Source organism: Conexibacter woesei DSM 14684, from assembly GCF_000025265.1.
GTDB classification, from domain to species: domain Bacteria; phylum Actinomycetota; class Thermoleophilia; order Solirubrobacterales; family Solirubrobacteraceae; genus Conexibacter; species Conexibacter woesei.
The window spans coordinates 6,067,221-6,093,569 of the sequence record NC_013739.1 but is presented as its reverse complement, the minus strand read 5'-3'; the positions used below and the strand labels follow the sequence as shown (position 1 = coordinate 6,093,569).

28 protein-coding genes and 2 pseudogenes are annotated in these 26,349 nt (G+C 73.4%); 16 read left to right on the top strand and 14 right to left on the bottom strand.

Annotation, left to right across the window (positions count from 1 at the left end; genetic code table 11):
- Nucleotides 1-57 precede the first annotated feature (57 nt).
- Nucleotides 58-915, bottom strand: coding sequence for an alpha/beta fold hydrolase (locus CWOE_RS28595; protein WP_012937147.1), 858 nt, complete (start codon nt 913-915; stop codon nt 58-60).
- Between the two features lie 58 nt (nt 916-973).
- On the opposite strand from CWOE_RS28595, the gene CWOE_RS28590 reads away from it, so the two are divergent.
- Nucleotides 974-1,609 carry a TetR/AcrR family transcriptional regulator gene (locus CWOE_RS28590; RefSeq protein ID WP_012937146.1) on the top strand — a complete coding sequence of 212 codons (636 nt, stop codon included), beginning with the start codon at nt 974-976 and terminating at the stop codon, nt 1,607-1,609.
- 13 nt (nt 1,610-1,622) lie between these two features.
- Nucleotides 1,623-2,438 carry a helix-turn-helix domain-containing protein gene (locus CWOE_RS28585; RefSeq protein WP_012937145.1) on the top strand — a complete coding sequence of 272 codons (816 nt, stop codon included), beginning with the start codon at nt 1,623-1,625 and terminating at the stop codon, nt 2,436-2,438.
- On the opposite strand, the gene CWOE_RS28580 is transcribed toward CWOE_RS28585, so the two are convergent.
- A complete protein-coding gene (locus CWOE_RS28580) occupies nt 2,425-4,071 on the bottom strand; it encodes an alkaline phosphatase D family protein (RefSeq protein WP_012937144.1) in 1,647 nt (548 codons plus the stop codon). The two genes, CWOE_RS28585 and CWOE_RS28580, sit on opposite strands and share 14 nt — an antisense overlap.
- A 30-nt stretch (nt 4,072-4,101) precedes the next feature.
- On the opposite strand from CWOE_RS28580, the gene CWOE_RS28575 reads away from it, so the two are divergent.
- Nucleotides 4,102-4,299 carry a hypothetical protein gene (locus CWOE_RS28575; protein WP_012937143.1) on the top strand — a complete coding sequence of 66 codons (198 nt, stop codon included), beginning with the start codon at nt 4,102-4,104 and terminating at the stop codon, nt 4,297-4,299.
- Here the strand turns inward: CWOE_RS28575 and CWOE_RS28570 are convergent.
- Nucleotides 4,296-4,955, bottom strand: a complete 660-nt coding sequence (locus CWOE_RS28570) for a TetR/AcrR family transcriptional regulator (protein WP_012937142.1) — start codon at nt 4,953-4,955, stop codon at nt 4,296-4,298. The two genes, CWOE_RS28575 and CWOE_RS28570, sit on opposite strands and share 4 nt — an antisense overlap.
- A 73-nt stretch (nt 4,956-5,028) precedes the next feature.
- On the opposite strand from CWOE_RS28570, the gene CWOE_RS28565 reads away from it, so the two are divergent.
- Nucleotides 5,029-6,231, top strand: a complete 1,203-nt coding sequence (locus CWOE_RS28565; protein ID WP_049793555.1) for an MFS transporter — start codon at nt 5,029-5,031, stop codon at nt 6,229-6,231.
- Here CWOE_RS28565 and CWOE_RS28560 read toward each other — a convergent pair.
- From CWOE_RS28560 to CWOE_RS34545, 4 genes and pseudogenes are all read right to left on the bottom strand, one after another.
- Nucleotides 6,134-6,346: pseudogene (locus CWOE_RS28560) on the bottom strand (hypothetical protein); the annotation flags it as partial. The gene CWOE_RS28565 and the pseudogene CWOE_RS28560 sit on opposite strands and share 98 nt — an antisense overlap.
- A 136-nt stretch (nt 6,347-6,482) precedes the next feature.
- On the bottom strand, nt 6,483-7,304 hold the full coding sequence (locus CWOE_RS28555; protein ID WP_012937140.1) for a L,D-transpeptidase: 822 nt from the start codon (nt 7,302-7,304) through the stop codon (nt 6,483-6,485).
- Nucleotides 7,301-8,614, bottom strand: a complete 1,314-nt coding sequence (locus CWOE_RS31695) for a DUF11 domain-containing protein (protein ID WP_148261209.1) — start codon at nt 8,612-8,614, stop codon at nt 7,301-7,303. Before CWOE_RS31695 ends, CWOE_RS28555 begins: the two co-directional genes overlap by 4 nt.
- A gap of 254 nt (nt 8,615-8,868) precedes the next feature.
- Nucleotides 8,869-9,042, bottom strand: a pseudogene (locus CWOE_RS34545) (hypothetical protein); the annotation flags it as partial.
- Nucleotides 9,043-9,114: 72 nt separating this feature from the next.
- Here CWOE_RS34545 and CWOE_RS28545 point away from each other — a divergent pair.
- The 6 genes from CWOE_RS28545 (at nt 9,115) to CWOE_RS28520 (ending at nt 15,839) form a co-directional block, all read left to right on the top strand.
- Nucleotides 9,115-9,684, top strand: a complete 570-nt coding sequence (locus tag CWOE_RS28545) for a TetR/AcrR family transcriptional regulator (protein ID WP_012937138.1) — start codon at nt 9,115-9,117, stop codon at nt 9,682-9,684.
- A gap of 77 nt (nt 9,685-9,761) precedes the next feature.
- The gene (locus CWOE_RS28540) at nt 9,762-10,127 is read left to right on the top strand and encodes a nuclear transport factor 2 family protein (protein ID WP_012937137.1); all 366 of its coding nucleotides are present in this window, start codon (nt 9,762-9,764) and stop codon (nt 10,125-10,127) included.
- Between the two features lie 55 nt (nt 10,128-10,182).
- On the top strand, nt 10,183-12,333 hold the full coding sequence (locus CWOE_RS28535) for a PI-PLC domain-containing protein (RefSeq protein WP_012937136.1): 2,151 nt from the start codon (nt 10,183-10,185) through the stop codon (nt 12,331-12,333).
- A 48-nt stretch (nt 12,334-12,381) separates the two neighbouring features.
- Complete coding sequence (locus CWOE_RS28530; protein WP_012937135.1) at nt 12,382-13,356, top strand: alpha/beta fold hydrolase; 975 nt, start codon at nt 12,382-12,384, stop codon at nt 13,354-13,356.
- An 87-nt stretch (nt 13,357-13,443) separates the two neighbouring features.
- A complete protein-coding gene (locus CWOE_RS28525; RefSeq protein ID WP_012937134.1) occupies nt 13,444-14,796 on the top strand; it encodes a hemolysin family protein in 1,353 nt (450 codons plus the stop codon).
- The gene (locus tag CWOE_RS28520; RefSeq protein ID WP_012937133.1) at nt 14,796-15,839 is read left to right on the top strand and encodes a hemolysin family protein; all 1,044 of its coding nucleotides are present in this window, start codon (nt 14,796-14,798) and stop codon (nt 15,837-15,839) included. The genes CWOE_RS28525 and CWOE_RS28520 overlap by 1 nt, the downstream gene beginning before the upstream one ends.
- On the opposite strand, the gene nhaA is transcribed toward CWOE_RS28520, so the two are convergent.
- On the bottom strand, nt 15,840-17,111 hold the full coding sequence (gene nhaA, locus CWOE_RS28515) for a Na+/H+ antiporter NhaA (protein ID WP_160165575.1): 1,272 nt from the start codon (nt 17,109-17,111) through the stop codon (nt 15,840-15,842).
- Nucleotides 17,112-17,234: 123 nt separating this feature from the next.
- Between nhaA and CWOE_RS28510 the strand changes: the two genes are divergently transcribed.
- The 3 genes from CWOE_RS28510 to CWOE_RS28500 all read left to right on the top strand — a co-directional run bounded on the left by CWOE_RS28510 (nt 17,235) and on the right by CWOE_RS28500 (nt 19,748).
- Nucleotides 17,235-18,071 carry an undecaprenyl-diphosphate phosphatase gene (locus CWOE_RS28510; RefSeq protein ID WP_012937131.1) on the top strand — a complete coding sequence of 279 codons (837 nt, stop codon included), beginning with the start codon at nt 17,235-17,237 and terminating at the stop codon, nt 18,069-18,071.
- A 64-nt stretch (nt 18,072-18,135) separates the two neighbouring features.
- Nucleotides 18,136-19,098, top strand: coding sequence for a GlxA family transcriptional regulator (locus CWOE_RS28505; RefSeq protein ID WP_012937130.1), 963 nt, complete (start codon nt 18,136-18,138; stop codon nt 19,096-19,098).
- An 11-nt stretch (nt 19,099-19,109) separates the two neighbouring features.
- Nucleotides 19,110-19,748: a DJ-1/PfpI family protein gene (locus tag CWOE_RS28500; RefSeq protein ID WP_012937129.1), complete on the top strand. Its 639-nt coding sequence runs from the start codon at nt 19,110-19,112 to the stop codon at nt 19,746-19,748.
- Nucleotides 19,749-19,753: 5 nt separating this feature from the next.
- Here CWOE_RS28500 and CWOE_RS28495 read toward each other — a convergent pair whose 3' ends face one another.
- Nucleotides 19,754-20,242 (bottom strand): nuclear transport factor 2 family protein, encoded by a 489-nt coding sequence (locus CWOE_RS28495; protein ID WP_012937128.1) that lies wholly within the window; start codon nt 20,240-20,242, stop codon nt 19,754-19,756.
- A complete protein-coding gene (locus CWOE_RS28490; protein WP_012937127.1) occupies nt 20,220-21,089 on the bottom strand; it encodes an alpha/beta fold hydrolase in 870 nt (289 codons plus the stop codon). Before CWOE_RS28490 ends, CWOE_RS28495 begins: the two co-directional genes overlap by 23 nt.
- Before the next feature lie 100 nt (nt 21,090-21,189).
- Here CWOE_RS28490 and CWOE_RS28485 point away from each other — a divergent pair, with 100 nt between their 5' ends.
- The gene (locus CWOE_RS28485) at nt 21,190-21,762 is read left to right on the top strand and encodes a TetR/AcrR family transcriptional regulator (RefSeq protein ID WP_012937126.1); all 573 of its coding nucleotides are present in this window, start codon (nt 21,190-21,192) and stop codon (nt 21,760-21,762) included.
- Between the two features lie 16 nt (nt 21,763-21,778).
- On the opposite strand, the gene CWOE_RS28480 is transcribed toward CWOE_RS28485, so the two are convergent.
- Nucleotides 21,779-22,129 (bottom strand): DoxX family protein, encoded by a 351-nt coding sequence (locus CWOE_RS28480; protein WP_012937125.1) that lies wholly within the window; start codon nt 22,127-22,129, stop codon nt 21,779-21,781.
- 73 nt (nt 22,130-22,202) lie between these two features.
- Between CWOE_RS28480 and CWOE_RS28475 the strand changes: the two genes are divergently transcribed.
- Nucleotides 22,203-22,775 carry a TetR/AcrR family transcriptional regulator gene (locus CWOE_RS28475; RefSeq protein WP_012937124.1) on the top strand — a complete coding sequence of 191 codons (573 nt, stop codon included), beginning with the start codon at nt 22,203-22,205 and terminating at the stop codon, nt 22,773-22,775.
- A gap of 51 nt (nt 22,776-22,826) precedes the next feature.
- Nucleotides 22,827-23,267, top strand: a complete 441-nt coding sequence (gene soxR, locus CWOE_RS28470) for a redox-sensitive transcriptional activator SoxR (protein WP_012937123.1) — start codon at nt 22,827-22,829, stop codon at nt 23,265-23,267.
- Between the two features lies 1 nt (nt 23,268).
- On the opposite strand, the gene CWOE_RS28465 is transcribed toward soxR, so the two are convergent.
- Genes CWOE_RS28465 through CWOE_RS28455 form a run of 3 tightly spaced genes read right to left on the bottom strand, consistent with a single transcriptional unit; the run spans nt 23,269 to nt 26,279 of the window.
- Nucleotides 23,269-24,255 (bottom strand): cation diffusion facilitator family transporter, encoded by a 987-nt coding sequence (locus tag CWOE_RS28465; RefSeq protein ID WP_012937122.1) that lies wholly within the window; start codon nt 24,253-24,255, stop codon nt 23,269-23,271.
- Nucleotides 24,256-24,289: 34 nt separating this feature from the next.
- Nucleotides 24,290-25,432 carry a calcium:proton antiporter gene (locus tag CWOE_RS28460; RefSeq protein WP_012937121.1) on the bottom strand — a complete coding sequence of 381 codons (1,143 nt, stop codon included), beginning with the start codon at nt 25,430-25,432 and terminating at the stop codon, nt 24,290-24,292.
- A gap of 19 nt (nt 25,433-25,451) precedes the next feature.
- Complete coding sequence (locus CWOE_RS28455) at nt 25,452-26,279, bottom strand: SDR family NAD(P)-dependent oxidoreductase (RefSeq protein WP_012937120.1); 828 nt, start codon at nt 26,277-26,279, stop codon at nt 25,452-25,454.
- Between the last annotated feature and the right edge of the window lie 70 nt (nt 26,280-26,349).

Below are 26,349 nucleotides of genomic sequence, written 5' to 3'. Positions count from 1 at the left end.
CGACGCGCGTGCGCCGCCGCCTGTGGCCGCTCAGCGCCGCGTCCTGCCGCGCGCCGCTCAGGCGGGCACGCGTGCGGCGAACTCAGCCACCTCGGCGGCGACGCGGGCGGGCTGGTCGAGCGCGACGAACGTGCTCGCGTCGGGGACCTCGACGAGGCGGGCGTCGGCGAAGCACGCCTGCAGGCGCCGGGCCAGCTCGACGTTGAAGAAGCGGTCGTCCCGACCCCAGCAGAGCAGGACCGGGCCGTCGAAGCGGCGCAGCCGGGTCGCGATCCCGGCCAGCTCGCGCGGGTCGACGCCGCGGCAGAAGGCGGCGGCGTCGCGGCGGACGCCGGCGTCGGTCAGGTACGGCATCACCCAACCGCGCGTCTGCGCCGGGTCGAACGGCTGCTTCGCGAGCAGGCCGAACGCGAGCGGGCTGTGGCGGATCGCCGTGATCCGCGTTCCCTCCATCAGCGCGCGGAACAGCGCGGGGTGGCGCGCCGCCTTGAGGATCAGGTGGAACGGCTTCGGCGGGAAGACGTCGATCCCGTCGCAGTTCGTCAGCACGACGCGGCCGACGCGTGAGGGGTCGGTGTCGAGCACGAACTGGGTCACCGCGCCGCCGCTGTCGTTGCCGACGAGCGTCACGTCGTCGAGCTCGAGCGCGGCGATGAAGCCGGCGACCAGCCGCGCAACGCCGCGCGGCGTGAGGTCGGCGTCGGGCGAGAGCGCGATCGTGTGGGCGCCGAGCGGCCAGTCGGGCGCGAGCGTGCGATAGCCGCGCGCGGCGAGGTCGCCGGCGACGCCGCTCCAGAGCGTGCCGTCGCCGAGGAAGCCGTGCACGAATACGACGGGCGGGCCGTCGGCCGGGCCTTGCTCGCGGTAGCGGATCGTTCCCTGCGGAAGCGTGATCTCGGACAGCGGCGCGGGCATCGGCGGCTCCTTCGTCTACATTTACGGACAGCCTGTCTGCAAGTTACATACAGACTGTATGAGCGTCAAGCGCCGAACACAGAGAGAACGATCCAGCTCCACCCGCACGGCCCTGCTCGCGGCGGCCCGCCCGCTCTTCGCCGAGCAGGGCTTCGCCGCCGTCGGCACCGAGGCGATCGTGCGCGCGGCCGGCGTCACGCGCGGCGCGCTCTACCACCAGTTCGCGGACAAGACCGAGCTGTTCGTCGCCGTCTTCGAGCAGGTCGAGCGGGACGTCGTCGAGCGGATCGGCGCCCAGCTCGCCGGCCTCGCCGATCCCGGTGCGGTGCTGGAGGCAGGCGTCGAGGCGTGGCTTGACGCGTGCGAGGACCCGGCGGTCCAGCAGATCGTCCTGATCGACGCGCCGGCCGTGCTCGGCTGGGAGCGCTGGCGGGCGCTCGGGCAGACCTACGGCGGCGGGCTCGTGGAGGCCGCGATCGCTGCTTCGATCGAGGCCGGGCGGATCCGGCCCCAGCCTGTCCGTCCGCTCGCGCACGTGCTGATCGGCGCGCTCGACGAGGCCGCGCTCTACGTCGCCCGCGCCGAGGACCGCGCGAGCGCGCGCGTCGAGATGAGCGCCGTCCTGCGCGGGATCGTCGCCGGCCTCGCGGGCGGCGACGGCGCCGGCAACGGCACCGGCGACGGCCGCCGCTAGCGTAGGGCGCGAGATGGAGTCGACGCGCGGGATCCTCGAACCGGACGCCGGGCAGGCGACGTTCCAGCTCGCGCGCTACAAGCCCGCGCTCGACCTCGCCCACGCGCTCGAACGCCACTGGTCGGTCGCCTGGGACCTGCGCGGGCGCCCGCCGTTCACGCAGGAGATCCTCAACCACCCGAACGTCAACATCTCCTTCGAGCCGGGCGGCGCGTTCGTCTGGGGCGTCGGCACGACCCGCACGCGCCATCCGCTGGAGGGTCGCGGCTGGGTGCTGGGGACGAGATTCCGCGCCGGCGCCTTCCGTCCCTTCGTCACCTTCCCGACCGCGGCGATCACCGACCGGATCGTCCCGCTGCGCGACGTCTTCGACCCGGCGCAGGCGGACGCGCTCGACCGCGGCGTGCGCGCGTGCGCCACGATGGCCGAGCGGATCGAGCGCGTCGAGGCGTTCCTGCGCGCGCGCAGCGACGGCCCCGACGCGCGCGCGGCGGAGGTCGCGGCGATCGTCAGACTGCTGCTCGACGAGCCGCAGATCACGCGCGTCGACCAGCTCGCGCGCCGCTGCCACGTCTCGCCGCGGACGCTCCAGCGGCTGTTCGGCGAGTACGTCGGCGTCAGCCCGAAGTGGGTCGTCCAGCGCCAGCGGCTGCACACGGCGGCGGAGCGGATCGCGGACCGGCCCGCGCTCGACCTCGGCGCGCTCGCGGTCGAGCTGGGCTACTTCGACCAGGCCCACTTCATCAACGAGTTCAAGGCCGTCGTCGGCCGCCCGCCCGCTGAGTACGCCGCGGCGTGCGCGGCGGCCGCGGCCGCTATGGCCGCGTGAGCGTCCGCTCGAACGTCGCGTGCAGCGCCGGCGCCTGCCACTCCTCCGGCCGCGTGCACTCGACGCGCAGGTGCGCGCCGCGCCCGCGCAGCTCCAGCACGCCGACGTGGTTGTCGAACGTGGCGGGCGCGAGGAACCTCCACCGCAGCCGCGGCGGTCGCACTCCCGCCGCGCGGGCCAGCAGCCGCGCGACCCGCGCTGCGACGCGGCCGTGGGCGAAGCGGATCGCGCGCCGCTCTCTGCGGTCGAGCGGGTTGCGCATCGGCGAGCAGACTGCCTGCACGACGGCGCTCTCGACGCCGCTGCCGGCGGGGAACGCGACCTCGGCGACGTACGCGTGGTGGACGTCGCCGGACAGCAGCACGATCGACGCGGGCGGCGCGCCGCGCTCGCCGCTGCCGACCGCGCGCAGCTCGTCGGCCAGCTGCGCGAACGAGTGCTGGAACGCCGCCCAGTGCTCGAGGTCGGCGCCTTGGCGCAGCTTCTCGCCGGCGCGCGCCGCGAGCCCGCCCCACGCGCCCGCGCAGACGGCCTCGTTCCACGCCTCCGCGTCGTGCAGCGCCGGCGCGAGCAGGAACGGCAGCGAGGTCGCGATCAGCAGGTGGTCGACGTCGCCGGTCAGCTGCTCGCCGACCCATTCCCACTGCTCGTCGGAGAGCATCTGCCGTCTGCTGTCGTCCGTGACGATCCGGCCCGCGCGCGAGTCGAGCACGACGAGCCGCGTGCGCCCGTAGTCGCGCCGGAACGACCAGCGCGTGCCGGCGACCTCGCGCGCGGCCTGCTCGGCGAACGCGCGCACGATCGGCTCGGCGTCGCCGTCGGCGGCGCGCACCTGCGCCAGCAACTCGTCCTCGCGCAGCTCGGCCGGCGGCAGGTTCCCGAGGTGCTGGTAGATCCAGTACGACATGTAGGCACCGAGCAAGCGCTCGTGCCACCACGGCAACGCGCGCATCTCGCGCACCCACGCGCCCGACGTGTTCCAGTCGTCGCGCACGTCGTGGTCGTCGAAGATCATCGCGCTCGGCACCGAAGCGAGCAGCCAGCGGATCGACTCGTCGCCCCACGCCTCGTGGTAGAGCCACGTGTACTCCTCGAAGTCGGCGACCTCCAGCGGCGCCTCGCGGCGGCCGTGGCGGGCGAGGATCCGCTCGTGGACCTCCGGCGAGACCTCGTCGGCGTAGACCTGGTCGCCGACGAGCAGCAGCGCGTCGGGCCACTCGCCGCTCGGCCGCGCGCGCATCCGCCGTTGCAGCGCGGCGAGCGCGTCGACGCCGCGGCCGCGGTCGTCGTCGGTCTTGGAGAGCGTGTACGGCGGCCTGTGCGGGGCGGCGACGCGGCAGGAGGCGAACGCGAGCCGCAGCTCGTCGTCGCCGCGCGGCGTCCGCACGACCCCGAGCGGTTCGTCCTCCGCCGGCCATGCGCGCTCGCCGTCGAGCTTGACGTCGTAGTGGTGCTCGCTGTCCTCCGCCAGACCGCCTATCTCGACGAGCGCGTAGTGGTGGCCGGCGACGCAGAACGTGCGCGAGCGGTGGCCGAGCAGCTCGACCTCGCAGGCGCCGTCGGTCTCGACCCAGACCGTCGCCTCGGCATGATCGACGTAGCGCAGCAGCGGACCGAGCACGAGGGTGGGCATCGCGCAGTTCTACCCGGTAGCGTTGGGCGCATGTCGACCGACGGGCTTTTCCACCAGGGGCAGAGAGTCTGGGTCCACGGACCAGACGGCGCGCAGCGCGAGGCGATCTACGTCGGCGGCGGGGAGAACGCGACGTTCTTCGGCGGTCCGCCACTCGCCTACATCGTCTTCCCGGACACGCGCGAGGGCTTCGAGATCGAGCTGGACCGCATCACCCCGCGCGACTAGGGCACGGGGCGGCCGCCGGGCGGTCCCGGGGGCAGCTCCGCGCTCAGCAGCTGCTCGGCCGCCGCGCGGGCGTCGTCGGCGGGCGCCGGCGAGCGCGTGATCGCGGCGGTCACCATCGCGCCGTTGACGAGGATCGCGAGCTGGTCGGCGAGGCGGGGCGGTCCGCCGGCCTCCGCGACCAGCTCACCGAGCAGCTCGCGCCACAGCGCCTTGTGCTGCTCGACCGCGCTCGCGACGAGCTGCGAGCCGGCGCTCAGCTCTCCGTACGCGTTGATGTAGGCGCAGCCGCGGTAGCCGGGCGCGTCGAACCAGTCGCGCAGCAGGTCGAAGATCGCGAGGATCCGCTCGGCGGGCGGTGCACCGCCCGCGGTCGCGCGCGCCAGCTGCTCGCGCACGCCCGCCTCGCGGTGGCGCAGCGTCGCCTCGACCAGCTGCTCCTTCGCCGGGAACAGTCTGTAGAGCCGCTTCAGCGACACGCCGGACGCGTCGCGGATCGCGTCCATCCCGACCGCCTGGATGCCGCGCTCGTAGAAGAGCCGCGAGGCGGCGTCGAGCACGCGCGCCTCGGCGTCGACCGCGGCGGCGGACGTCGCGTCGGCGGCACCGGACGCCGGCGCCGCGGCGCCGGACGGCGAGGTCGTTGCGCGGAGAACCATCGTTCTCTATCCTAGCGCCGACCTGGAGAACGATCGTTCTCCACTGTCGCCAGGAGCCGCCGTGCCGCCACTGATGCTGTTGTTCGCCGTCGCCTGCGGGCTGGCCGTCGGCAACGCCTACTACTCCCAGCCGCTGCTTGACCAGATCGCCGCGACGTTCGCGATCGACCACGCGGCGATCGGCGTCGTCGTCACGCTCACGCAGGTCGGGCTCGGGCTCGGCCTGCTGCTGATCGTGCCGCTCGGCGACGTGCTCAACCGCCGCCGCCTCGTCGTCACGCAGCTGCTCGCGGGCGTCGCCGCGCTCGTGGTCGTCGGCACCTCGTCGAGCGTCGCGGTGCTGCTGATCGGCATGGCCGCGCTCGGCGCCGCCTCGGTCGTGACCCAGGTGCTCGTCGCCTACGCGGCGGCGCTCAGCACGCCCGACCGGCGCGGGCGCGCGGTCGGCGTCGTCACGAGCGGCGTCGTCGTCGGGATCCTGCTGGCGCGCACGCTCGCCGGCGCGATCACCGAGCTGGCCGGCTGGCGCGCGGTCTACCTCGTCTCGGCCGCGCTCACGCTGATCGTCGCCGGCCTGCTGCTGCGCGTGCTGCCGCGCGAGGAGCGGCGCCCGCAGGCGATCCCCTACGCGCGGCTCGTGCGGTCGAGCGTCACGCTGCTGGCGACCGTGCCGCTGCTGCGCGTCCGCGCCGTGCTGGCGCTGCTGGTCTTCGCCGCGTTCACGACGCTCTGGACGGCGCTCGTGCTGCCGCTGAGCGCGCCGCCGCACTCGCTCTCGCACGCGACGATCGGGCTCTTCGGCCTCGCCGGCGCGGCGGGCGCGCTCGCCGCGGTGCGCGCCGGCCGGCTCGCCGACCGCGGGCTCGGCCAGCGCACGACTGGCGTCGCGCTCGCGCTGCTGCTCGTCTCGTGGCTGCCGATCGCGCTGCTCGACGTGACGCTGCTCGCGCTCGTCGCCGGCGTCGTGCTGCTCGACCTCGCCGTGCAGGCCGTCCACGTCACGAACCAGAGCATGATCCTGGCGGCGAACCCGGAGGCGCGCAGCCGCGTCACCGCCGCCTACATGGTCTTCTACTCGATCGGCAGCGCCGCCGGCTCGATCGCCGCGACCGCGACCTACGCGGCCGCCGGCTGGACCGGCGTCTGCGTGCAGGGCGCGGCGATCAGCGCGCTGGCGCTCACGTTCTGGGCAGCGACTCGATCCGCGCCGGCACGTGCTTGTGCCACGGCGTCAGCGCGCGCGGATCGCGCCAGCCCAGCGACGTCAGCTCGTTGAGCGCGACGCCGGTCGTGACGGGCGCGCCGTCGTCGCCGGGGTAGTCGACGCCGAGCCCGTTCGGCAGCGAGACGTGGCCCGGCTGCATCGCGTCGGTCACCTCGACGAGCGTCTCGACCGCGCCGCCCTCCGTCGCGTGCGGATGGAGGACACCGTCGTCGTGACAGCGGACGGCGTGGAGCGGCTGACCACCAGCCCGCCCGACGTCGTCGCCGTCGCATCGCCCCGGTAGGTCTCGCGCGCCCGGAGTCTTAGGGCCCGATGCGGATCGGCGTGCCGGGGCGGGTGCGGGTGCGCAGCCAGTCGACCACGGCGTTGTCGGCGCGCAGGCAGCCGTGGGAGCGCGCCGAGCCGAGCGGGTCGACGAGCGAGGCGGGGCCGCGCCCGTGCAGCGCGACGCGACCGGGGCCGCCGCCGAAGTCCTCGAGCACCTCGGAGAGCGCGGTGAGGTGCATCGCGTACGGCCCGACGAACGCGTCGGGGTCCGCCTGGCGAGTGATCTCGTAGACCGCGAACAGCCCCTGCGGGGTCGGCGTGGCGGGCGCCCCCACGACGAGCCGGGCGCGACGGCGCAGCGTGCCGTCGCTGTAGACGCGCAGCTCGCGTCGGCCGGTGCTCACCGACAGGTACCAGCGCGTGCGGCTCAGCCGCACGTCGCGCGCGGCGATCCAGCCGGCGCGGGCGTTGGGCCGGAGCGGTGCGTCGACCAGCAGCCACGGCCGGCCGTGCCGGTCGTAGCGGGCTGCCAGCACCATCAGGCGCATCGCGCCGCGCGAGTGCAGCGTGGCGGTACGAGCGGTCCAAAAGCGGCGTCCGGCGGCCGGACGCTCGCGCATCGCGGCCGGACGCAGCACCTTGGCCACCCACGCGCCGCGCGCCCGCGACGGCGCGGGCAGGGCGATCCGCGCACCGGGCCGTCCCCGGCGAGCCACCGCACGAGCGGGATCGGCCGGCGCGCCCAGCGCTGGGCCGGCCGGCACCGCCGCAGGCGCGTCGGCCACCGCCGACATGCCGAGCGCCACGAGCAGCACCGCGGCGAGGGCCGGACCGCGCGTCCGCCGCCGGCCGCTCATCCGGTCACGAGCACGCCACCCACGCCCATCCCCGGACCGGGCTGCCGCACGGTGACTCTCCGGCGCGCGCCTCTTCTCTGGCCCTCGCCCCGAACCGTCGCTCTGTTGACGATGGTTCCGGGGCTCGCGTCACGGTCGACGCGCACCACGAGGACACGCCGCGTCGACGCGCCGGCGCCAAGCCGTCTGATCCGCCAGCAGACGCGACCGCCGGCGACCATCCGCCCACCGTTGCTGTCGACGACCGTGACGTCGCGGGGCAGCCGGTCGCAGACGCGGAGCCCGCGCGCGACGGCGTTGCCGGTGTTGCGCACGACGATCGTGAAGCGCACGGTCTCGCCAGCCACGACCGATCTCCTGCTTGCGCGCTTCTCGATCCCCAGGCGCGGTCTCCCCTGTCTTACCTCGCCGAGCACCTCGCCCACGGGCGCCGGTCTCGCGCTCGGCGTCGGCGGAGCCGCGGGCGGCGGCGCGGGCGGAGGCGGAGGCGGAGGCGGAGGCGTCGGACACGTGATCCGGTTGGTCACCGTGAACGTGTTCGCTCCTCTGGCCAACGCCGCGCTGTAGGGCAGCGCCGCGTCGACCGCTACGCCGTTGGCGGCCGTCACCCGACGCGCGTCCAGCGTGCAGGCGGGATCCGCGATCGCGATCGTCTCGTCGATCGTGACCGTCTCCCCCTCGCGGTACCCGCCGCGCGCGATGCCCCAGGATTGTGCCGTCGGCCCGGCGTCGCCGGGCCCGGTCAGCGTCAGCACGGCGTCGAACCCGGCCGGCCGGCTGCCGTTCCCATACGTCTGGTCGTTGATCACCCACTGCTTCTCGACGGTGACCTCGGCCTTCACCGGCCGGTTGTAGACGACGCACGTGACCTTCTGCTTCTTGGCGAGGTCGAGGCGGAACGCCGGTCTGCCGGGCACGGAGTCGTCGTCGACCACCGGCACCGCGTGGCCCTTCTCGGTGTCGACGCAGACGGCATCCGCACCGCCCTGCGTGACGAGCTCGTATCCGGCCTGCTGCGTCTCGGCGACAGTGAGGTCGACGCTCGACATGTCGCTGGGGAACGTCACGTCGAACGTGACCGCGCCGTCGTCGCCCGTCGTGAGCGTCGCCGGCAGGCCCTCGACGCCGGGCGTCGCGCTCGTGCCGGTGAAGGCCCAACCCGCGGCCGGCGCCGCGCCGGTGACGTCCTCGCCCGTCGTGCTCAGCGGCACGACCTTCTTGACGACGGTCACGTGCGCGGTCGGCTTCTCCCGGGGCGCCTTGTCGTCCGGCTTCTCGCCCGCGAACGCCAACGGCGCACTCAGCGCCATGAGGATCACTGCCGCAAAGCCGACCAGCGCCGCGCGCACCGCGCGCCGCGCGATCAGAGTCCGTCGCGGCCGACCACGTAACTGGCCCGGCCCGATTCGCATAGCTATGAAAAGCTGCCCATCTTGCGGTCTGGATAATCGACCCACGCGAAACTGGGCGCCGGCGCATACCCGCCCCGACGCGCCGGGTTGTCAAGCACACGTCACCTAGGGGTTGTAGGGATGACGCCAAACGGACCAATACTCCTGACGTAGCTCTGGTAGTGGTCGAGCCGCAGCGCCTTGTTGCACGTGTAGCCCTGCGAGGCGGGGTGCGCTCTGTCGCCGCGGATGCGCGTGAGGCGGCGGTCATCGCCGACCTGCACCTCGATCCCGCAGTTGCACTCGCAGAGGGATGCACGCGCTTCGGTCGCCGCTCTAGGACACACGTCTTAGTGCTGGCCGAGCCTACTAGGATGGGTGTCCTAGTCAAGCGGGAAGCCTCGATCGGGAGCACGTGGATGGCATCGGACAGTCGTGACCGGATGGTTCGCAGCGCGGCGCTGCTGCTGCGCGAGCGCGGCTACGCCGGCACCGGCTTCCGTGACGTGATCGCCCACAGCGAAGCGCCGTGGGGGTCGATCTACCACCACTTCCCGGGCGGCAAGGCGCAGCTCGCCGAGGAGGCCGTCGGCTACGCCGGCGACGTCGTCACGCGGTTGATCGAGCAGAGCCCGCCCGACGACCCGGTCGCGACGCTGCGCGCCTTCGTGACGATCTGGAAGCAGGGGCTGGAGACGAGCGGCTACCGCGCCGGCTGCCCGGTGCTCGCCGTCGCCACCGAGGCGCCCGACGACCTGCCCGCGCTGACCGACGCGGCCGCCGCCGCCTTCGCCCGCTGGGAGGAGGCGCTCGCCGCCTCGCTGCGCCGCGCCGGCGTCCCCCGCGCCCGCGCCCGCCGCCTCGCGACGATCGTCGTCGCCGCGATCGAGGGTGCCGTCGTCCTCTCCCGCGCCCGCCGCGACACCCGCCCGCTCGACGACGTCGGCAAGGAGCTGGAGCTGGCGATACAGGACGCGCTGCCGCACTGACCTCCGAGGTAATCGACGCGACGACCTCGCGTTGGGAGATTGCTCGCACACAGCAACCGCCCACCGAAGGAGCCGTCATGGCTGACATCGCCACCGTCGTCGACAACTACATCGCCGTCTGGAACGAGGCAGATCCCGCCCGCCGTCGCGACCTGATCGCGCAGACCTGGACCGAGCAGGGCACGTACGTCGACCCGCTGATGGCGGGCGAGGGCGTCGAGGGGATCGACGCGATGGTCGCTGCCGCGCAGCAGCAGTTCCCCGGCCATCGCTTCGAGCTGACGTTTGGGCCCGACGCGCACAACGACGTCGTCCGCTTCACCTGGACGCTCGTCGGCGTCGAGACCGGCGCCGCCGCCGCGGTCGGCGTCGACTTCGCGACGGTCGCCGCCGACGGGCGCCTCGCGGCCGTCACGGGCTTCCTCGAGCCGGCCGCCGCGTGAGCGCCGCGGCCACGCCCTGAGCAGGGAGGGGCGGGACCGTGATGAACTACGCCGCATGCGGCGCATCGCGGTCCCCGCCCTCGTCTGTCTCGCCGGCCTGCTGGTGTTCGTCGCGCTGCCCGCGATCTACGTCCGCACCCAGCTGCTCGACCGCAACCAGCTGTCCGAGCGCGTCGGCACCGCCGTGACCTCCGAGGCTGTCCGCACGGTCGCCGCGCAGCGGATCGTCGACGCCGCCGTCGACGCCGGCGCCGAGGAGCTGCTCGTCACACGGCCGATCGCGATCGCCGGGATCGAGGCGCTGCTCGGCACCCCGGTCGTGCGCCAACTTGCGCGCGGCGCCGCGTCCGACGCGCACTCGCTGCTCACCGGCCAGGAGGGCACGTTCGTGCTCGACCTCGGCCGCGGTACCTCGCTCGTGCTCGAAGGGCTGCGCAGCGTCTCGCCGAGAGTCGCGCGCGCTGTCCCGGAGGGGTTCGACCCGGAGGTTCTGCGGATACCCGCGGACGATCCGGCGCTCGCCTCGGTGCGCCGCTTCGCCGACCTCGGCGGCGCGCTCGCCTGGATCGCGCCGCTGCTCGCGCTCGCCTGCGCGGCTGGCGCGCTGGTGCTCGGCGCGGCCGACCGCCGCCGCGTGCTCGTCGGCCTCGGCGCCGCCGCCGCGGTCGCCTCCGCGCTGCTGATGGTCGCGCTCGCGATCGGGCGCGGCGCCGCGGTGCCCGGCGCGGAGGCCGATCCCGACGTCGCCGCGGCCGCCGGGGCGCTGTGGGACGCGCTGTTCGGCGACCTCGGCGTGTGGGCGCAGACGCTGCTGCTCGCCGGCGCCGTGCTCGCCGTCGTCGCCGCCGCGCGGCGCGAGGAGGGCGGCGCGGTCAGCCGCCTGCTCGGCACCGTCTCGCGCGTCCGCACGGCCGGCACGCCGCGCTGGCGTGCCGCCCGCGCCGGCGCGCTGCTCGCCGCCGCGGCGCTGATCGCGTGGGAGCCCGCGCTGGCGCTGCGGCTGACCGCGATCGGCCTCGCCGTCTACGCGATCTCAGAGCTCGCGGCCGTGCTCGACGCGACGAGCCGCAGACGCCAGGCGAGACGGGCGAAGACCGCGAAGGCCGCCGGCGCCGCGCCCGCGAGAGCGCGCCGCGGCGCGGCCGCGTTCGCGCCGCGGATCGCGATCCCGCTCGCCGCCGTCGTCGCGGCGATCGCGATCGCCGCGCTGCTGACGCACGACGCGCCCCAGCCGCCGACGGTCGCCGCCGCGCCCGCGACCGGCTGCAACGGCCCGCGCGCCTACTGCGACCTGCGACTCGACGAGTACACCTTCCCCGGCACGCACAACTCGTTCAGCGCCGCGCACGAGCCCGGCTGGCTGATCCCCAACCAGCGCTTCGGGATCGCGCGCCAGCTCGACGCCGGCATCCGCGCCTTCCTGCTCGACGTCCACGTCGGCGTCAAGACCGACCAGCTCGTGCGTACCGACCTGCAGGCCGAGGGCAGCGACCGCAACAAGGTCGGCAAGGTGATCGGCCCGGCCAACCTCGCGACGGCCGAGCGGCTCGCCGGCCGCGTCGGCGCCGGCGACCTGCGCGGCCGCCGCGAGCCGTTCCTCTGCCACACGCTCTGCGAGCTCGGCGCCGTGCCGGCGAAGGAGCAGCTGCGCGCGTTCGGCCGCTTCCTCGACCGCAACCGCGGCGAGGTGCTGCTGTTCATGATGGAGCCGTACCTGCCGCCGGCGCAGATGGCGCGGCTGTTCCGCGAGGCCGGCCTCGGCGACGACGTCGTCACGCTCGACCGCGCCGCGCCGCTGCCGACGCTCGGCGACCTCGTCCGCGCCGATCGCCGCCTGCTCGTCTTCACCGAGGGCGAGGGCGGCGTGCCGCCGTGGTACATGCCCGCGTGGTCGTTCTTCCAGGACACCCCGCTGGGGGCGACGAAGCCGTCGGAGTTCTCCTGCCGCCGCACCCGCGGCGACGCCGACAGTCCGCTGCTGCTGATCAACCACTGGATCGACGCGTTCCCGCCGAACCCGCGCCGCAACCGCGAGATCGGCGACGGCTTCCTGACCAGGCGGATCGCGAGATGCGAGCGAGAGCGGGGGATGCGGGCGAACGTCGTCGCGGTCGACTTCTACGACCGCTCCGACGTCGTCGAGGCCTCCAGAGGACTCAACGACCGCGCCGCGCAACAGGCGCAGAGAGAGGCGGCCGTCGAGTAGGTTCGCCGCGTGTCCGGTTTGCAGAGCGACGAGCGTCCTGAAGACGGTATGGACGCGAACGAGCCGACGAGACCGAGACGCGGCAGCCGCAGGAAGCGGATCGCGCTCGGCGTCCTGCTCGGGCTCGCCGCGCTCGTCGTGGTGCTGAACTGGACGTGGGGCAATCTGCCGGACGAGCCTCGCCGCAGCGGCAGCGAGGCGCAGCTCGGCGACGTCCGCGTGCGCTACGTCGAGCGGCCGGGCGTGCGGCCGGAGGTGCTGCTGCTGCACGGCCTGCCGGGCACCGCCGAGGACTTCGAGCGCGTCACGCCGCTGCTCGCCGGCCATCGCACGATCGCGCTCGACCGGCCCGGCTTCGGCTTCTCCGACGGCGGCTACCACCCGCTCACCGAGCAGCTCACCGCGATCGAGGCGCTGCTCGACCAGCTCGCGATCCGCCGCGTCATCGTCGTCGGCCACTCCTACGGCGGCACGCTCGCGCTCGCGTTCGCAGCCCGCCACCCCGAGCGCGTGCGCGGGCTCGTGCTCGTCGACGCGGCCGCCGCCGGGGCAAGCACGACGGGGTTCGAGCGCGCGCAGGCGCGCCTGGTCCAGGGCCTCTCGCTGCCTGTCGTGCAGCCGCTCGCGGACGTCACCTTCGCGCAGGTGATGCGCAAGGCATCGGCCCAGATGGGCGCCGAGGAGGCGTTCGGCCCCGACCCGGTCGACGACGCCTACGAGCGGCGGCTGCTCGCCGTCACGATGCAGCACGACGACCTCGACGCGTACGCCGCCGAGACGCTCGTCGCCGGCGACGTGATCGAGCAGACCGACGAGCAGCTGCGGCGGATCGAGGTCCCGGCGGTCGTGATCCACGGCGATCGCGACCGCTCGGTGACGCCCGAGCACGGCCGCAGACTGGCGGCGGAGCTGCCGCGGGCACGGTTCGTCGGGGTGCCCGGAGGGCACATGGTTCCGCTCGTCCACCCGGACGTCGTGGCGGAGGCAGTGCGCAGCTGCGCCGCCGGCTGTGGTACCCATTAAGCGCTCGATGAGCGACGCCGCCCTAGACGAACCTCCAGGTAGCAGTCCCAAGCGCATCCGTCTCCGACGGTCTGGAACGGGTGCGCGTTGATCGAGCTGCTCCTCATCGCTGTCGCGATCGCCCTCGTCGGCGCCTGCGGCGCCTTCGTGGCGGCCGAGTTCGCGTTCGTCACGATCGACCGCGCGACGGTCGACCGCGCCGTCGAGAGCGGTGACGCGAAGGCGCGCGGCGTCCAACTGGCGCTGAGAACGCTCTCGACGCAGCTGTCGGGCGCCCAGCTCGGCATCACGGTCACGAACCTGCTGATCGGCTTCCTCTCCAGACCGGCGATCGCGCAGCTGATCGACGGGCCGCTCGAATCGCTCGGCGTCCCTGCCGGAGGCGTCGACGGCCTCGCGCTGACGATCGCGCTGGTGCTGTCGACGGCGTTCACGATGGTGCTCGGCGAGCTGGTGCCGAAGAACCTCGCGATCGCGCGCCCGCTCCCGACCGCCCGCGCGGTGCAGGGCTACATGCGCACGTTCACGCGCGTCAACCACCGGCTGATCCGCTGGTTCAACGACGTCGCCAACGCGATCCTGCGGCGGATCGGGATCGAGCCGCAGGAGGAGCTGGCCTCCGCGCGCTCAGCCGAGGAGCTGACGTCGCTCGTCAGGCGCTCCGCCGAGCAGGGCACGCTGGAGCTCGAGACCGCGGCGCTGCTGCAGCGCTCGCTGGCGTTCGGCGACCGCCGCGCGGACGACGTGATGACGCCGCGCGTGCGGATGCGCTCGCTGGAGGACGACGAGCCGGTCATCCGGGTGATCGAGGCGGCCCGTGCGACAGGCTTCTCGCGCTTCCCCGTCGTCGGCGACTCGACCGACGAGGTCGTCGGCATCGTCCACGTCAAGCACGCCGTCTCGGTTCCGCACGAGCAGCGCGGCGAGGTCCCGATCAGGACCGTGATGGCGAGACCGGTGCTGGTGCCGTCCTCGATCGAGCTCGACCCGCTGCTGGCGATCCTGCGCGAGGGCGGGCTGCAGATCGCGATCGTCGTCGACGAGTTCGGCGGCGTCGACGGGATCGTGACGCTGGAGGACGTCGTCGAGGAGATCGTCGGCGAGGTCGTCGACGAGCACGACCGCCGCGACATGTCGGCGCGCCGGCGGCCGGACGGCAGCTGGATCCTCTCCGGCCTGCTGCGGCCGGACGAGGCGTCGCGCGCGACCGGCGTGCTGCTGCCCGAGGACGAGGAGTACGAGACGATCGGCGGGCTGATCCAGGACGAGCTGAGCAGAATGCCCGCCGTCGGCGACGAGGTCGAGCTGGAGACGAGAGACCTCGACGGCCGCCACTGCGTCGTGACGCTGACCGTCGTGCGGCTCGACGGCCTGCGCGTCGACCGCGTCCTGTTCGAGTCCGAGTGCGTCGACCCCGACGACGACGAGGACGACGACTGATGGGCGGGGACCTGTTCGCGATCGGCCTGACGGTCGTCCTGCTCGCGCTCAACGCGTTTTTCGTCGGCGCCGAGTTCGCGCTCATCTCCGCCCGCCGCAGCTCGATCGAGCCGCGTGCGGAGGAGGGCTCGCGGCCGGCGAGAGTCGCGCTCTACGCGATGGAGCACGTCTCGCTGATGATGGCCGGTGCCCAGCTCGGCATCACGATCTGCACGCTCGGTCTCGGCGTCCTCGGCGAGCCTGCGATCGCGCACCTGCTGGAGGTCCCGTTCGAGGACGCCGGCCTGCCGTCGGCGCTGATCCACCCGGTCGCGTTCGTGATCGCGCTCGGCCTGATCGGCTTCCTCCACGTCGTGCTCGGCGAGATGGTGCCGAAGAACATCGCGCTCGCCGGCCCGGACCGCTCGGCGCTCGTGCTGGCGCCCCCGCTCGTGCTGATCGTGCGGGTGCTGCACCCGGCGATCGCCGGCCTCAACTGGGTCGCGAACGGGGTGCTGCGGCTCGCAGGCGTCAGACCGCAGGACGAGGTCACGAGCGCGTTCACGCGCGACGAGGTCGCCGGGCTGGTCGAGGAGTCGCGGCGCGAGGGTCTGCTCGACCCGTCCGAGGGGCACGTTCTGGTCGAGGCGCTGAAGTTCGCCGAGCGCGATGCGCGCTCCGTCCTGCTGCCGCTCGACACGCTCGAGACGGTGCCGCTCGACGTGACCCCAGCCGAGGTCGAGGAGCTGGCCGCGCGGACGGGCTTCTCGCGCTTCCCGGTGCGTGACGCGGAGGGAGGGCTCGTCGGCTACCTGCACCTGAAGGACGCGCTGGAGCTGAGAGAGCGCCACCGCACCCGCCCGATCGCGCAGCGCTGGATCCGGCCGCTGCCGTCGGTCGCCGCGACCGATCGGCTGCGCGCCGTGCTCGCGACGATGCAGCGCTCCGGCGCCCACCTCGCGCAGGTGCTCGACGCGGCCGGCAACGTGCTCGGCGTCGCGGCGCTGGAGGACGTGCTGGAGGAGCTGGTCGGCGAGATCCGCGACGAGAGCCGCGCGGCGTAGTCAGCCGGGCGGGGCGGGCGGCGCCGGCGGGATCGGCGGCGCGGGCGCGCCGTTGCGCGCGCGGCGCGTCAGCAGGGCGGCGCCGAGCACGCCGCTGACGATCGAGCCGATGAAGATGCCGACCTTCGCGGTGTCGGTCAGCAGCGGGTCGTCGAAGGCGAGGTCGGCGATGAAGAGCGAGACGGTGAAGCCGATCCCGCCGAGCGCGGCGACGCCCCACACCTGCGCGCGCGCCATCCCCTCCGGCAGCGTGCCGACGCCGAGCCGCAGCGCCAGCAGCGTCGCGCCGGCGATCCCCAGCAGCTTGCCGATCACGAGGCCGGCGACGACCGCCCACGTCAGTCTGCTGGAGAGCGCGTCGCCGAGGACGCCCCCGCCGAAGTCGACGCCGGCGTTCGCGAGCGCGAACAGCGGCACGACGACGAACGCGCTGACGGGGTGGAGGCGGTGCTCCAGCGGGGTGTGGACGTCACGGCCCTTGAACGGGCGCGCGGGCACGAGCAGGCCGAGCACGACGCCGGCGATCGTCGCGTGCACGCCCGATTCGTAGACCGCGACCCAGGCGATCAGCGCGAGCGGCACGTAGGCGGCGAAGCGCGCGACGCCGAAGCGCTGGAACAGCACGATCGCCAGGAACGCGGCGTAGGCGACGGCGACCCACACGAGCGACAGCGAGTCGGCGTAGAAGAGCGCGATGATCGCGATCGCGACGATGTCGTCGACGATCGCGATCGTCAGCAGGAACAGCCGCACGCCGGAGGAGACGCGGTCGCCGAGCAGCGCCAGCACGCCGACGGCGAAGGCGATGTCGGTCGCGGCGGGGATCGCCCAGCCGCTCGCGACGTCGCCCCCGGAGATCACGAGCGTGAAGATCAGCGCCGGCAGCGCGACCCCGCCGAGCGCGGCGATCGCCGGCAGCGCGGCGGCGCGCTTGTCCTGCAGCTCGCCCGAGACCAGCTCGCGCTTGATCTCCATCCCGACGACGAAGAAGAACAGCGCCATCAGCAGGTCGTTGACCCAGCCGTGCAGGTCGAGATCGATTGACGCGCTGCCGATCCCGATCTCGACGTGCGTGTGCCAGAGGTCGAAGTAGGCGTCGCTCCAGGGGCTGTTCGCCCACGCGAGCGCGATCAGCGCGGCGACGAACAGGACGATGCCGCCGGCGGTCTCGTCCTGGAGGAAGTCCGTCAGCGGGTCGACGACCTTCGCGCGCACCGTCTCCTTGACGGCGCCGGCGCGGCTCTGCTCGGGTGGCTGGGGAGGTGAGGACAAACTGACGCTTTCGGGGTCGACGACGTGTGTCGCCGACCAGTCTTCCCGGCACACCCAGACGGTCGATGCTATCGGCTGCGCCGGAATCGGACCGCGCGCGCCGGCATAGTAGGGTGCCCGCCGATGGACTTGTGGCACGCGATCGTCCTCGGAGCCGTCGAGGGCGTCACAGAGTTCCTGCCCGTGTCCAGCACCGGGCATCTGACGATCCTCGAGAGCGCCTTCGGCTACCAGCTCGACGATCCGGACATCACCGCCTTCACGGCGATCATCCAGGTCGGGGCGGTGCTGGCGACGCTGCTGTTCCTGCGCAGAGACGCGGTGCGGCTCGTGAGCGCCTTCTTCCGCGGCCTGCGCCGGCCCGAGCACCGCAGAGACCTCGACTACCGCTTCGCGTGGGCGGTGATCCTCGGCTCGATCCCGATCGGGATCGTCGGCCTGCTGTTCAAGGACCAGATCGAGACGACGCTGCGCAGCCTCTGGTTCGTCGGCACGGCGCTGATCCTGTGGAGCGGCGTGATGTGGTTCGCCGACCGCCACGCGACGCAGGAACGCCACGAGCAGGACGTGACCTGGCGCGACACGCTGATCATCGGCATCACGCAGTGCCTCGCGCTGATCCCGGGCGTCTCGCGCTCCGGCGCGACGATGTCGGCCGGTCTGCTGCGCGGCCTGGACCGCGTCACCGTCACACGGCTGTCGTTCTTCCTCTCGATCCCGGCGCTGAGCGCCGCCGGCCTGCTGCAGACGGTGACGAAGTTCGACGACATCTCCAACGGCGTCGGCTGGGGTCCGACGATCGTCGCCACCGCCGTCAGCTTCGTCGTCGCCTACGCCGCGGTCGCGTGGCTGCTGCGCTTCATCGCCAGACACACCTACACGGTCTTCATCGTCTACCGCGTCGTACTCGGCACGCTCGTGCTGCTGCTCGTCGCGACCGGCGTGCTGTCCGCGACCTGACGACGGCAGAAAAGGTGGGGTGCGTGTCCTTGCTGCCATCGTGGCGCGGCGCGATGATGGACCGATGGAAGCGCGCGACGTGCTCGTCGTCCTGTTCGACGGCGTCCAGAGCCTCGACGTCAGCGGGCCGGTGGAGGTCTTCGCCGGCGCGGCGCGCCATCCCGCCTGCCGGCCGCCGTACCGCGTGCGGACGGCGAGCCTCGACGGCGCGCCGGTCCGCAGCACGAGCGGGCTGACGCTCACGCCCGACGTCGCCTTGGGCGCGGCGCGCACGCCGCACACGCTCGTCGTGCCCGGTGGCGAGGGCACGCGCGCGCCCGATCCGCGCCTCGTCGCCTGGCTGCGCCGCCGAGCGCCGCGCGCGCGGCGCGTCCTGTCGGTCTGCACCGGCGCCTACCTGCTCGGCGAGGCCGGCCTGCTCGACGGCCGCCGCGCGACGACGCACTGGGCCGCGTGCGCCGCGTTCGCGCGGCGCTTCCCCCGCGTCGAGGTCGACCCGGAGCCGATCTACGTCCGCGACGGCGCCGTGACGACCTCGGCCGGCGTCACCGCCGGGATCGACGCGGCGCTCGCGCTGGTGGAGGAGGACGCCGGCCGCGAGGTCGCGCTGACCGTCGCGCAGCACCTCGTCGTCTTCCTGCGCCGGCCGGGCGGGCAGACGCAGTTCAGCGCGCAGCTGTCGGCGCAGGTCGCCCAGCGCGAGCCGCTGCGCGAGGTGCAGCAGTGGATCGCGGAGCACCCCGCCGCGGACCTGTCGGTCGAGGCGCTCGCGCTGCGCGCGAACCTGTCGCCGCGTCAGTTCGCCCGCGCGTTCGCCGCCGAGGTCGGCGTCCCGCCCGGCCGCTACGTCGACCGCACGCGCCTGGAGACGGCGCGCCGTCTGCTGGAGGAGTCGCGCGACGGGGTCGAGGTCGTCGCCCGCGCGTCCGGCTACGGTGCGCCGGAGACGATGCGCCGCGCGTTCGCGAAGGCGCTCGGCGTCTCGCCGGCCGAGTACCGCCGCCGCTTCCAGCTCGTCACCCGATGAAGGGATCAGCCATGCAGATCGTGATCGTCCTCTACGACCGCGTCACCGCGCTCGACGCGATCGGCCCCTACGAGGTGCTCAGCCGCATGCCGGGCGCCGAGGTCGTCTTCGCCGCTGTCGAGGCGGGGACGGTGCGGACCGACGTCGGCAGCCTCGGCCTCGTCGCCGACGTCGCGCTCGCTGCGGTGCCCTCGCCCGATGTCGTGCTCGTCCCCGGCGGACCGGGGCAGATGGAGCAGATGGAGGACGGTCCGCTGCACGCGTGGCTGCGCGCCGCTGACGCGACGAGCACGTGGACGACCTCGGTCTGCACCGGCTCGCTGATCCTCGCCGCCGCGGGGCTGCTCAGAGGCCGCCGCGCGACCTCGCACTGGCTCGCGCTCGAGCAGCTGACGGGGCGCGGTGCCGAGCCGGCGCACGAGCGCGTCGTCTTCGACGGCAAGTACGTCACCGCCGCGGGCGTCTCGGCCGGGATCGACATGGCGCTGACGCTCGCCGGCCGGATCGCCGGCGACGAGGTCGCGCAGACGATCCAGCTGGGGATCGAGTACGACCCGCAGCCGCCATACGCGGCCGGCTCGGCGCAGAGCGCGCCGCCCCACCTCGTCGAGCGGCTGCGCGAGGCGAGCCGGTTCGTGCTGAACGGCTAGACGATCTAGATGCCGGGCCGGTGCTCGGCGACCCAGGCGTCGAGCGCGGCGCTTCTCTGCGTGTCCTCGTAGACCTCGTAGGCGCGCACTCTGCCCCAGCGCATCGTGCCCCAGATGACCGCGCGGTTCTCGTAGACGATCGTGTCGTCGTCGTCGCGCAGCTGGTCGCTGCAGCGGATGCAGAAGGTCGTTCTCCACGGGCCGCCGCTGATCGCGATCTCGTCGGCGTGGAGCTGGAGGCCGATCCGCACGAACCGCTCCAGCCACGCCCGCAGCTCCGCCTTCGACGTCAGCTCGCCCGACCACGAGCTGTCGCCCGGGAAGCTGAAGCGGACGTCGTCGGCGTAGAAGCGCAGCAGCGGGCCGGGGTCGCCGGCGCGCAGCCGCGCGAGGTTGTGCTGGAGCGCGACGGCGATCGCGCGCGGGTAGGCGACCGCCGCGAGCGCGGCGGCGCCGGCGAGCAGCGCGCCCCTACGCCGCTGCTGCGGCGTCATCGGCGTCGGCGACGAAGTCGCGCAGGTGGGCGGTGAGCGCGGCCGGCTGGTCCTCGGGGATCAGCGTGTAGCTGTCCTCGATCTCGACGAGGCGGCCCTGCGGCAGCAGCTCCGCGAGCCGGCGCCCGTGGTCGCGCGGCATCAGCTTGTCCTCCGGCGCCCAGACGACGAGCGCCGGCCGATCGAAGTCGCGCAGGCGCTCGGTCGCCGCCGTCGTCTCGTCCGCGGTGAAGCGCGAGCCGGCGTACTTCGCGAGGTCGCGGCGGATCGCGTGCTGGGTCAGCACCGGCTCGAACCAGCGGTCGGACACCTCAGGGTCGACCGGGCGCTTGCTCATCCAGCCGAACAGCAGCGGGAAGCGCCGCAGCGTGCGGGAGCGCAGCGGCTGCACGGCGAACCGGACGCCGGCCGGGCCGAGCCGCCCCGCGAGCGCCGCCAGCCGGCCGGGGATCCCGGGCGGGAAGTTGTCGAACAGCTCGCAGGCGACGAAGACGAAGCGGCCGACGCGCTCGTCCAGCCCCTCCTCGACGAGCAGCAGCGGGCCGCCCCAGTCGTTCAGCACGAGCACGACGTCGCGCAGGTCGAGCGCGTCGAGGAAGGCGGCGACGAGGCGCGTCATGCCGCGCAGCGAGAGGTCGGCGTCCGGCTCCATCGGAATGCGGTGCGCGCCGAGCGGCAGGGTCGGGCGGATCACGCGCGCGTCGTGTGCCAGCTCCGGCACGACCTTGCGCCAGACGGTGCCGTCCATGAACAGGCCGTGGAGCAGCACGACGGTCGGTCCGCCGCCCGGCGGCTCGCCGCTGTCCTCGTATTCGATCGTGCCCTGCGGCAGGCGGACGTCGGGCATGGCGGGCCTCCGTGGACGATTAGGTAGATCGCTCTAGCGCAGACTAGCTATGCTCGGCTCGGCTGGCAACCGCCTGGCAACCACGATCCCGAGGACCGCCGTGTCGACCACGAAGGAGCGCATCGTCAACGCGGGCGCCGAGCTGTTCGGCCGCCAGGGCTACACGGGCACGGGCGTCAAGCAGGTCGTCGCGGCCGCCGACGCGCCCTTCGGCTCGCTCTACCACCACTTCCCGGGCGGCAAGGAGCAGCTCGGCGAGCAGGTGATCCGGCTCGCGGGCCCGTTCTACGCGACGCTCGTGGAGGTCGTGATCGACCCCGCGCCGGACATCGTCTCCGGTGTCGAGCTGTTCTTCTCCGGAGCCGCCGAGCACCTCGCCGCGAGCGGCTACGCCGACGCCTGCCCGATCGCGACGATCACGCTCGAGACCGCGAGCGTCAGCGAGCCGATGCGGCAGGCCTCGCACGACGTCTTCGAGAGCTGGCTGGCCGCGCTGGCCAGACGGCTGGCGGACGCGGGGATCGCGCCGGACCGCGCGCGCGAGCTGGCGATCGTGATGCTGACCCTGCTCGAAGGCGCCTTCCTGCTGTGCCGCGCCGCGCGCTCGACGGAGGCGCTGGAGGTCGTCGGCGCGCAGGCTGCGGCGATCGTCCGCGCGGAGCTGATGGCCTGACCGCCGGCCGCTGTCGCTAGAGCGTCGCGACCCGGAGCGCGAGGGCGGCGACCGCAAGCAGCTCGAACGCGAGCGGCGACGGCAGATGCTCGGCGTCGCCGGCGCGGAGGTGGAACGCGACGGTCACGAGGAAGTAGAGGACCACGCCGATCGCCGCGGCGACGCCGATCGGCGCCCACGCGAGGCCGAGCAGCAGTCCCGCCGCGCCGGCGAGGAGGATGACCGCGAGACGGTCGAGCCGGTCGGCGGGAAAGCCGACGCGGGTGGCGCTCGCCACGATCTGCGGGCGGCGGGCCAGCTTGCTCGCGGCGGAGGCCGTCAGAAGCACGGCGAGGAGGGTGGAGAGAACGACGGTGGCGGCGAACATGAGGACTCCCGTGTGCGAGACCGAGCTGTCAATCTAAACATATGTTCAAATTGAATGGAAGAGAGGCCGGTGCGTGAGTCCGCAGCGCAGCAATCGCGCGAACCTGATCGAGGGCACGCTCCGCTGCCTCGAACGGCTTCCGCCCGAGCGGATCACGGCGCGTGCGATCGCCGAGGAGTCCGGGGCCAACCTCGCGTCGATCGCCTACCACTTCGGCTCCAAGGACGAGCTCGTGACGGTGGCGGTGGTCGAAGGTCTCGACCGCTGGCTCGCCGAGATCGCCGCCGTGCTCGCCGGCGTCGCCGCCGAGGAGCCGGGAGTGCGGATCCGCCGCGCCGCAGCGGCGGTCGAGGAGACGCGCGATCGGCACGCCGGCCTCGCCCGGACGTTTCTCGGCGCGGTCGCGAGGGCGCAGCACGACGACCGCGTCGCCGAGACGCTCGTCGCGGGCTTTCGGCGGACCCGTCCGAGCGTCGCCGCCTTGCTGGCGTTGGGCGACGACGAGGCGGGCGAGGACTCCGCCGGGCTCGTGCTCGCGCTCTTCAACGGCCTGCTGTTCCAGGCCCTGGTCGATCCGTCGCTCGCGATCGACGGCGAGCGCATGCAGGGGGCGCTGGCGCGGCTGGGGGCCGCGCTGCCTGCGTGATCTCTTAAAGCGCGCTTGAAGTCAAGTCCCGGACGTGATTCCCTGTCCGGCATGCAGGACATGCTCACGATCGGCGAGGTGGCGGAGCGCAGCGGCGTCGCCACCTCCGCCTTGCGCTACTACGAGGAGCGCGGCCTGATCCGCGCCGAGCGCAACTCCTCCGGCCATCGCCGCTACGCCCGCCCCGTCATCCGCCGCGTCGCCTTCGTCGTCTTCGCCCAACGCGTCGGGCTGACGCTCGAGGAGATCGGCGAGGAGCTGTCGAAGCTGCCCGAGGACCGCGTCCCCAAGCGCGGCGACTGGATGAAGCTGTCGAAGAGATGGAGTGCGCGGATCGACGAGCGGATCGCCGAGCTGGAGCGCCTCAAGACCGGCCTGACCGACTGCATCGGCTGCGGCTGCCTGTCGCTCGCACGCTGCAAGCTCGCGAACCCCAACGACCAGGTCGCCCGCTTCGGCCCCGGCCCGGTCGTCTGGAACGGCGGCGGCTGAGTCAGGCGCGGTCGCCGTCGGCCGGCGGCGCCGGCTGCGGCTCTGCGGCCGGGTGCGGATCGGACCAGCGGTCGAGTCCTGTGTCGGCGAACGACGCCGGGTCCTCGATCGGCTCCAGGTGGGTGAAGACGGTCGCGTGGCCGAGCGCCTCGCGCAGCGCCTCCTCGACCTGCTCGGCGAGGTCGTGGCCGCGCTGGACCGTCCAGTCGCCGGGCACGAGCACGTGTATCGAGACGAACGCGCGGCTGCCGGCGCGGCGGGTGCGCAGCGCGTGGAACTGCACCTCCTCGGAGGCGAACGTCGCGAGCACGCGGTCGACGGTCGCCAGCTCCTTGTCGCTCAGCGCGCGGTCGAGCAGGCCGTCGGTCGAGCGGTGCACGAGCCGCACGCCGGTGACGACGATGTTGCCGGCGACCGCGAGCGCGATCAGCGGGTCGAGCGGCTCCCAGCCGGTCAGCGCGACCGCCGCGACCGCGATCACGACGCCGACCGAGGTCCAGACGTCGGTCATCAGGTGCTTGCCGTCGGCCTCCAGCGTGACCGAGCTGTACTCGCGTCCGGCGCCGATCAGCTTGCGCCCGACGCCGAGGTTGACGGCTGTCGCGGCGAGCGCGACCGCGAGGCCGATCCCGACGCTCTCGATCTCCTGCGGGTGCAGCAGGCGGTCGATCGCCGAGACGCCGATCGTCACGGCGGCGAGCAGGATCAGCGCGCCCTCGACGCCCGCCGAGAGGTAGTCGGCCTTCTCGTGCCCGTACGCGTGCTCCTCGTCGGGCGGCCGCGTCGACCACTGCACGACGACGAGCGCGAACAGCGCCGCGACGAGGTTGACGACCGACTCGGCGGCGTCGGACAGGAGGCCGACCGACCCGGTCAGCGCCCACGCCGTGAACTTCATCGCGATCGTGACGATCGCCGCCGCGATCGACAGGTAGACCAGTCGCAGCAGGCGGGTCCGGCGCGCGCTCTGTGCTTCGGGGCCGTTCATCGGATCGGCCAGTGTAAGCCCAACGGGCTCGGTGTCACGGGCTGAACACGAGCGTGAGGTAGACGAGGAACAGCAGCAGGTGGACCGCGCCTTCGAGCACCGTCGTGCGCGGGCCGGAGAACGTCAACATGCTCACGAGCAGCGTCAGCGCGATCAGCACGACGCCGCTCGGGTCGAGCCCGAGCACGACCGTCTTGCCGGTGACGAGGCCGATCATGAGGATCGCCGGAACCGTCAGGCCGACGGTCGAGACGAACGCGCCGAGGCAGAGGTTGACCATCCGCTGCAGCTCGTTGCGGTACGCCGCCTGGAGCGCGGTGACCGCCTCGGGCGTGAAGACGATCAGCGCGATCAGCACGCCGCTCAGCGCGACCGGCGCGTCGAGCGCGGAGATGCCGTGGTCGACGACTCTCGCGAGCGGTCTCGAGAGCAGCACGATCGGCAGCGCGCTGAGCACGAGCAGGAGCGTGTGGCGGGCGACGGCGCGGCGGTCGGGGCGCTCGGCGGCGGGCGTGGCGGCGGTTGCGGCGCCGCTCGCCTCGCCACTCAGCGCCTGCGCGCCGCCGTCGCTGCCCGCCTCGACGAAGAAGCCGCGGTGCCGGCCGGTCTGGATCGCGAGGAAGACGCCGTACAGCCCGATCGTGAAGAGCGAGAACGCGATCGCCTGGAACGTCGTCAGCGTGCCGTCGGCGCGGGCGGTCGCGTCCGGCAGCACGAGCGCGATCACCGACAGCGGGACGATCACGGCGAGGTAGGCGGCGGCGCCCGGCAGGTTGTACGACTGCTCGCCGTGGCGCAGCCCGCCGACCAGCAGCCCGAGGCCGACAACGCCGTTCAGCACGATCATCATGACCGCGAACATCGTGTCGCGGCCGACCGTCGGGTTGGCGTCGCCGCTCAGCATCACGGCCGAGATCAGCATCACCTCGATCACGACGATCGAGAACGTCAGCACGAGCGTGCCGAGCGGTTCGCCCAGCAGCTCGGCGAGTGCGTCGGCCTGCTCGATCACGCCGAACGCGCACCACAGGATCACGCCGAGGATCCAGGCGAACAGCGCCAGCGAGGCGAGCAGCGGGTCGAGGTTCCCGAGCAGCTCGTCGCCGGCCAGCGCGAACGCGAGCACGGTCGCCCAACCGGCGAGCAGGTGGGCGTGGCCGCGGAGCTGCCCTCTCATGGAGGGCAGCCTTCCCCGCTCAGCGGCGGACGAGCCCCATCGCGCGCTCCATCACGTCGAAGTAGCGCACCGGCGCCGCACGCGACAGGAGCGATATGACGGCGGCGTCGGGGCCGATCAGGATGCGGTCCTTGCCCTTCTCGACGCCGGTGTGGATCGTCTTCGCGGCGCTCGCCGGCGAGGTCCGCGCGATTCTGGCGAACTCGTCCGCCATCGCCCCGTGGTCTCTGTTGCCCTGGTCGTCGACGTGGAAGCGGGCGTTCTTGACGATGTTCGTCTTGATCCCGCCGGGGTGGACGGTGATCGCCCGCACGCGCGTGTCGCGCAGCTCGTGGCGCAGCGACTCGGTGTAGCCGCGGACGGCGAACTTCGAGGCGCAGTATGCGCTCTGCGTCGGGAAGCCGATCAGGCCGAAGACGCTCGAGACGTTGACGATCGCGCCGTCGCCCTGCGCGAGCAGGATCGGCAGGAAGGCGCGCGTGCCGTGCACGACGCCCCAGAAGTTGATGTTGAGCACCCACTCGTCGTCCTCGACGGCGGCGTCGGCGGCCGTCTGCGAGACGGTCACGCCGGCGTTGTTGGCGACGAGGCCGATCGGCGCCGGCGCCCACTCCTTGACCTCGGCTGCGAACGCCATCTGGCCGTGCCGGTCGCTGACGTCGAGTCTGCGCGTGAGGACCGGCCCGGAGATCGCTGCGGCGGTCTCCTCCAGCCCCTCCTGGTCCCAGTCGCAGAGCGCGACGGGACAGCCGTTGGCGGCGAGTCGCTGCGCCAGCGCGCGCCCTATCCCCGATGCCGCGCCGGTGACGACGGCGGTGCGGCCGTTGACCACTGTTCCATGAGCCATGGTACGCCACGGTACCGGCTGTTCGGCGGTCTCGCGCCGGTCCCTGGATGCGGGCGACATGATCCTGTGT

Bases quoted from the DNA above. Each gene is read 5' to 3' on its own strand.
- CWOE_RS28595 (WP_012937147.1), bottom strand. From the start codon at position 915: ATGCCCGCGCCGCTGTCCGAGATCACGCTTCCGCAGGGAACGATCCGC.
- CWOE_RS28590 (WP_012937146.1), top strand. From the start codon at position 974: ATGAGCGTCAAGCGCCGAACACAGAGAGAACGATCCAGCTCCACCCGC.
- CWOE_RS28585 (WP_012937145.1), top strand. From the start codon at position 1,623: ATGGAGTCGACGCGCGGGATCCTCGAACCGGACGCCGGGCAGGCGACG.
- CWOE_RS28580 (WP_012937144.1), bottom strand. From the start codon at position 4,071: ATGCCCACCCTCGTGCTCGGTCCGCTGCTGCGCTACGTCGATCATGCC.
- CWOE_RS28575 (WP_012937143.1), top strand. From the start codon at position 4,102: ATGTCGACCGACGGGCTTTTCCACCAGGGGCAGAGAGTCTGGGTCCAC.
- CWOE_RS28570 (WP_012937142.1), bottom strand. From the start codon at position 4,955: ATGGTTCTCCGCGCAACGACCTCGCCGTCCGGCGCCGCGGCGCCGGCG.
- CWOE_RS28565 (WP_049793555.1), top strand. From the start codon at position 5,029: ATGCTGTTGTTCGCCGTCGCCTGCGGGCTGGCCGTCGGCAACGCCTAC.
- CWOE_RS28555 (WP_012937140.1), bottom strand. From the start codon at position 7,304: ATGAGCGGCCGGCGGCGGACGCGCGGTCCGGCCCTCGCCGCGGTGCTG.
- CWOE_RS31695 (WP_148261209.1), bottom strand. From the start codon at position 8,614: ATGGCGCTGAGTGCGCCGTTGGCGTTCGCGGGCGAGAAGCCGGACGAC.
- CWOE_RS28545 (WP_012937138.1), top strand. From the start codon at position 9,115: ATGGCATCGGACAGTCGTGACCGGATGGTTCGCAGCGCGGCGCTGCTG.
- CWOE_RS28540 (WP_012937137.1), top strand. From the start codon at position 9,762: ATGGCTGACATCGCCACCGTCGTCGACAACTACATCGCCGTCTGGAAC.
- CWOE_RS28535 (WP_012937136.1), top strand. From the start codon at position 10,183: ATGCGGCGCATCGCGGTCCCCGCCCTCGTCTGTCTCGCCGGCCTGCTG.
- CWOE_RS28530 (WP_012937135.1), top strand. From the start codon at position 12,382: ATGGACGCGAACGAGCCGACGAGACCGAGACGCGGCAGCCGCAGGAAG.
- CWOE_RS28520 (WP_012937133.1), top strand. From the start codon at position 14,796: ATGGGCGGGGACCTGTTCGCGATCGGCCTGACGGTCGTCCTGCTCGCG.
- CWOE_RS28510 (WP_012937131.1), top strand. From the start codon at position 17,235: ATGGACTTGTGGCACGCGATCGTCCTCGGAGCCGTCGAGGGCGTCACA.
- CWOE_RS28505 (WP_012937130.1), top strand. From the start codon at position 18,136: ATGGAAGCGCGCGACGTGCTCGTCGTCCTGTTCGACGGCGTCCAGAGC.
- CWOE_RS28500 (WP_012937129.1), top strand. From the start codon at position 19,110: ATGCAGATCGTGATCGTCCTCTACGACCGCGTCACCGCGCTCGACGCG.
- CWOE_RS28495 (WP_012937128.1), bottom strand. From the start codon at position 20,242: ATGACGCCGCAGCAGCGGCGTAGGGGCGCGCTGCTCGCCGGCGCCGCC.
- CWOE_RS28490 (WP_012937127.1), bottom strand. From the start codon at position 21,089: ATGCCCGACGTCCGCCTGCCGCAGGGCACGATCGAATACGAGGACAGC.
- CWOE_RS28480 (WP_012937125.1), bottom strand. From the start codon at position 22,129: ATGTTCGCCGCCACCGTCGTTCTCTCCACCCTCCTCGCCGTGCTTCTG.
- soxR (WP_012937123.1), top strand. From the start codon at position 22,827: ATGCAGGACATGCTCACGATCGGCGAGGTGGCGGAGCGCAGCGGCGTC.
- CWOE_RS28465 (WP_012937122.1), bottom strand. From the start codon at position 24,255: ATGAACGGCCCCGAAGCACAGAGCGCGCGCCGGACCCGCCTGCTGCGA.
- CWOE_RS28460 (WP_012937121.1), bottom strand. From the start codon at position 25,432: ATGAGAGGGCAGCTCCGCGGCCACGCCCACCTGCTCGCCGGTTGGGCG.
- CWOE_RS28455 (WP_012937120.1), bottom strand. From the start codon at position 26,279: ATGGCTCATGGAACAGTGGTCAACGGCCGCACCGCCGTCGTCACCGGC.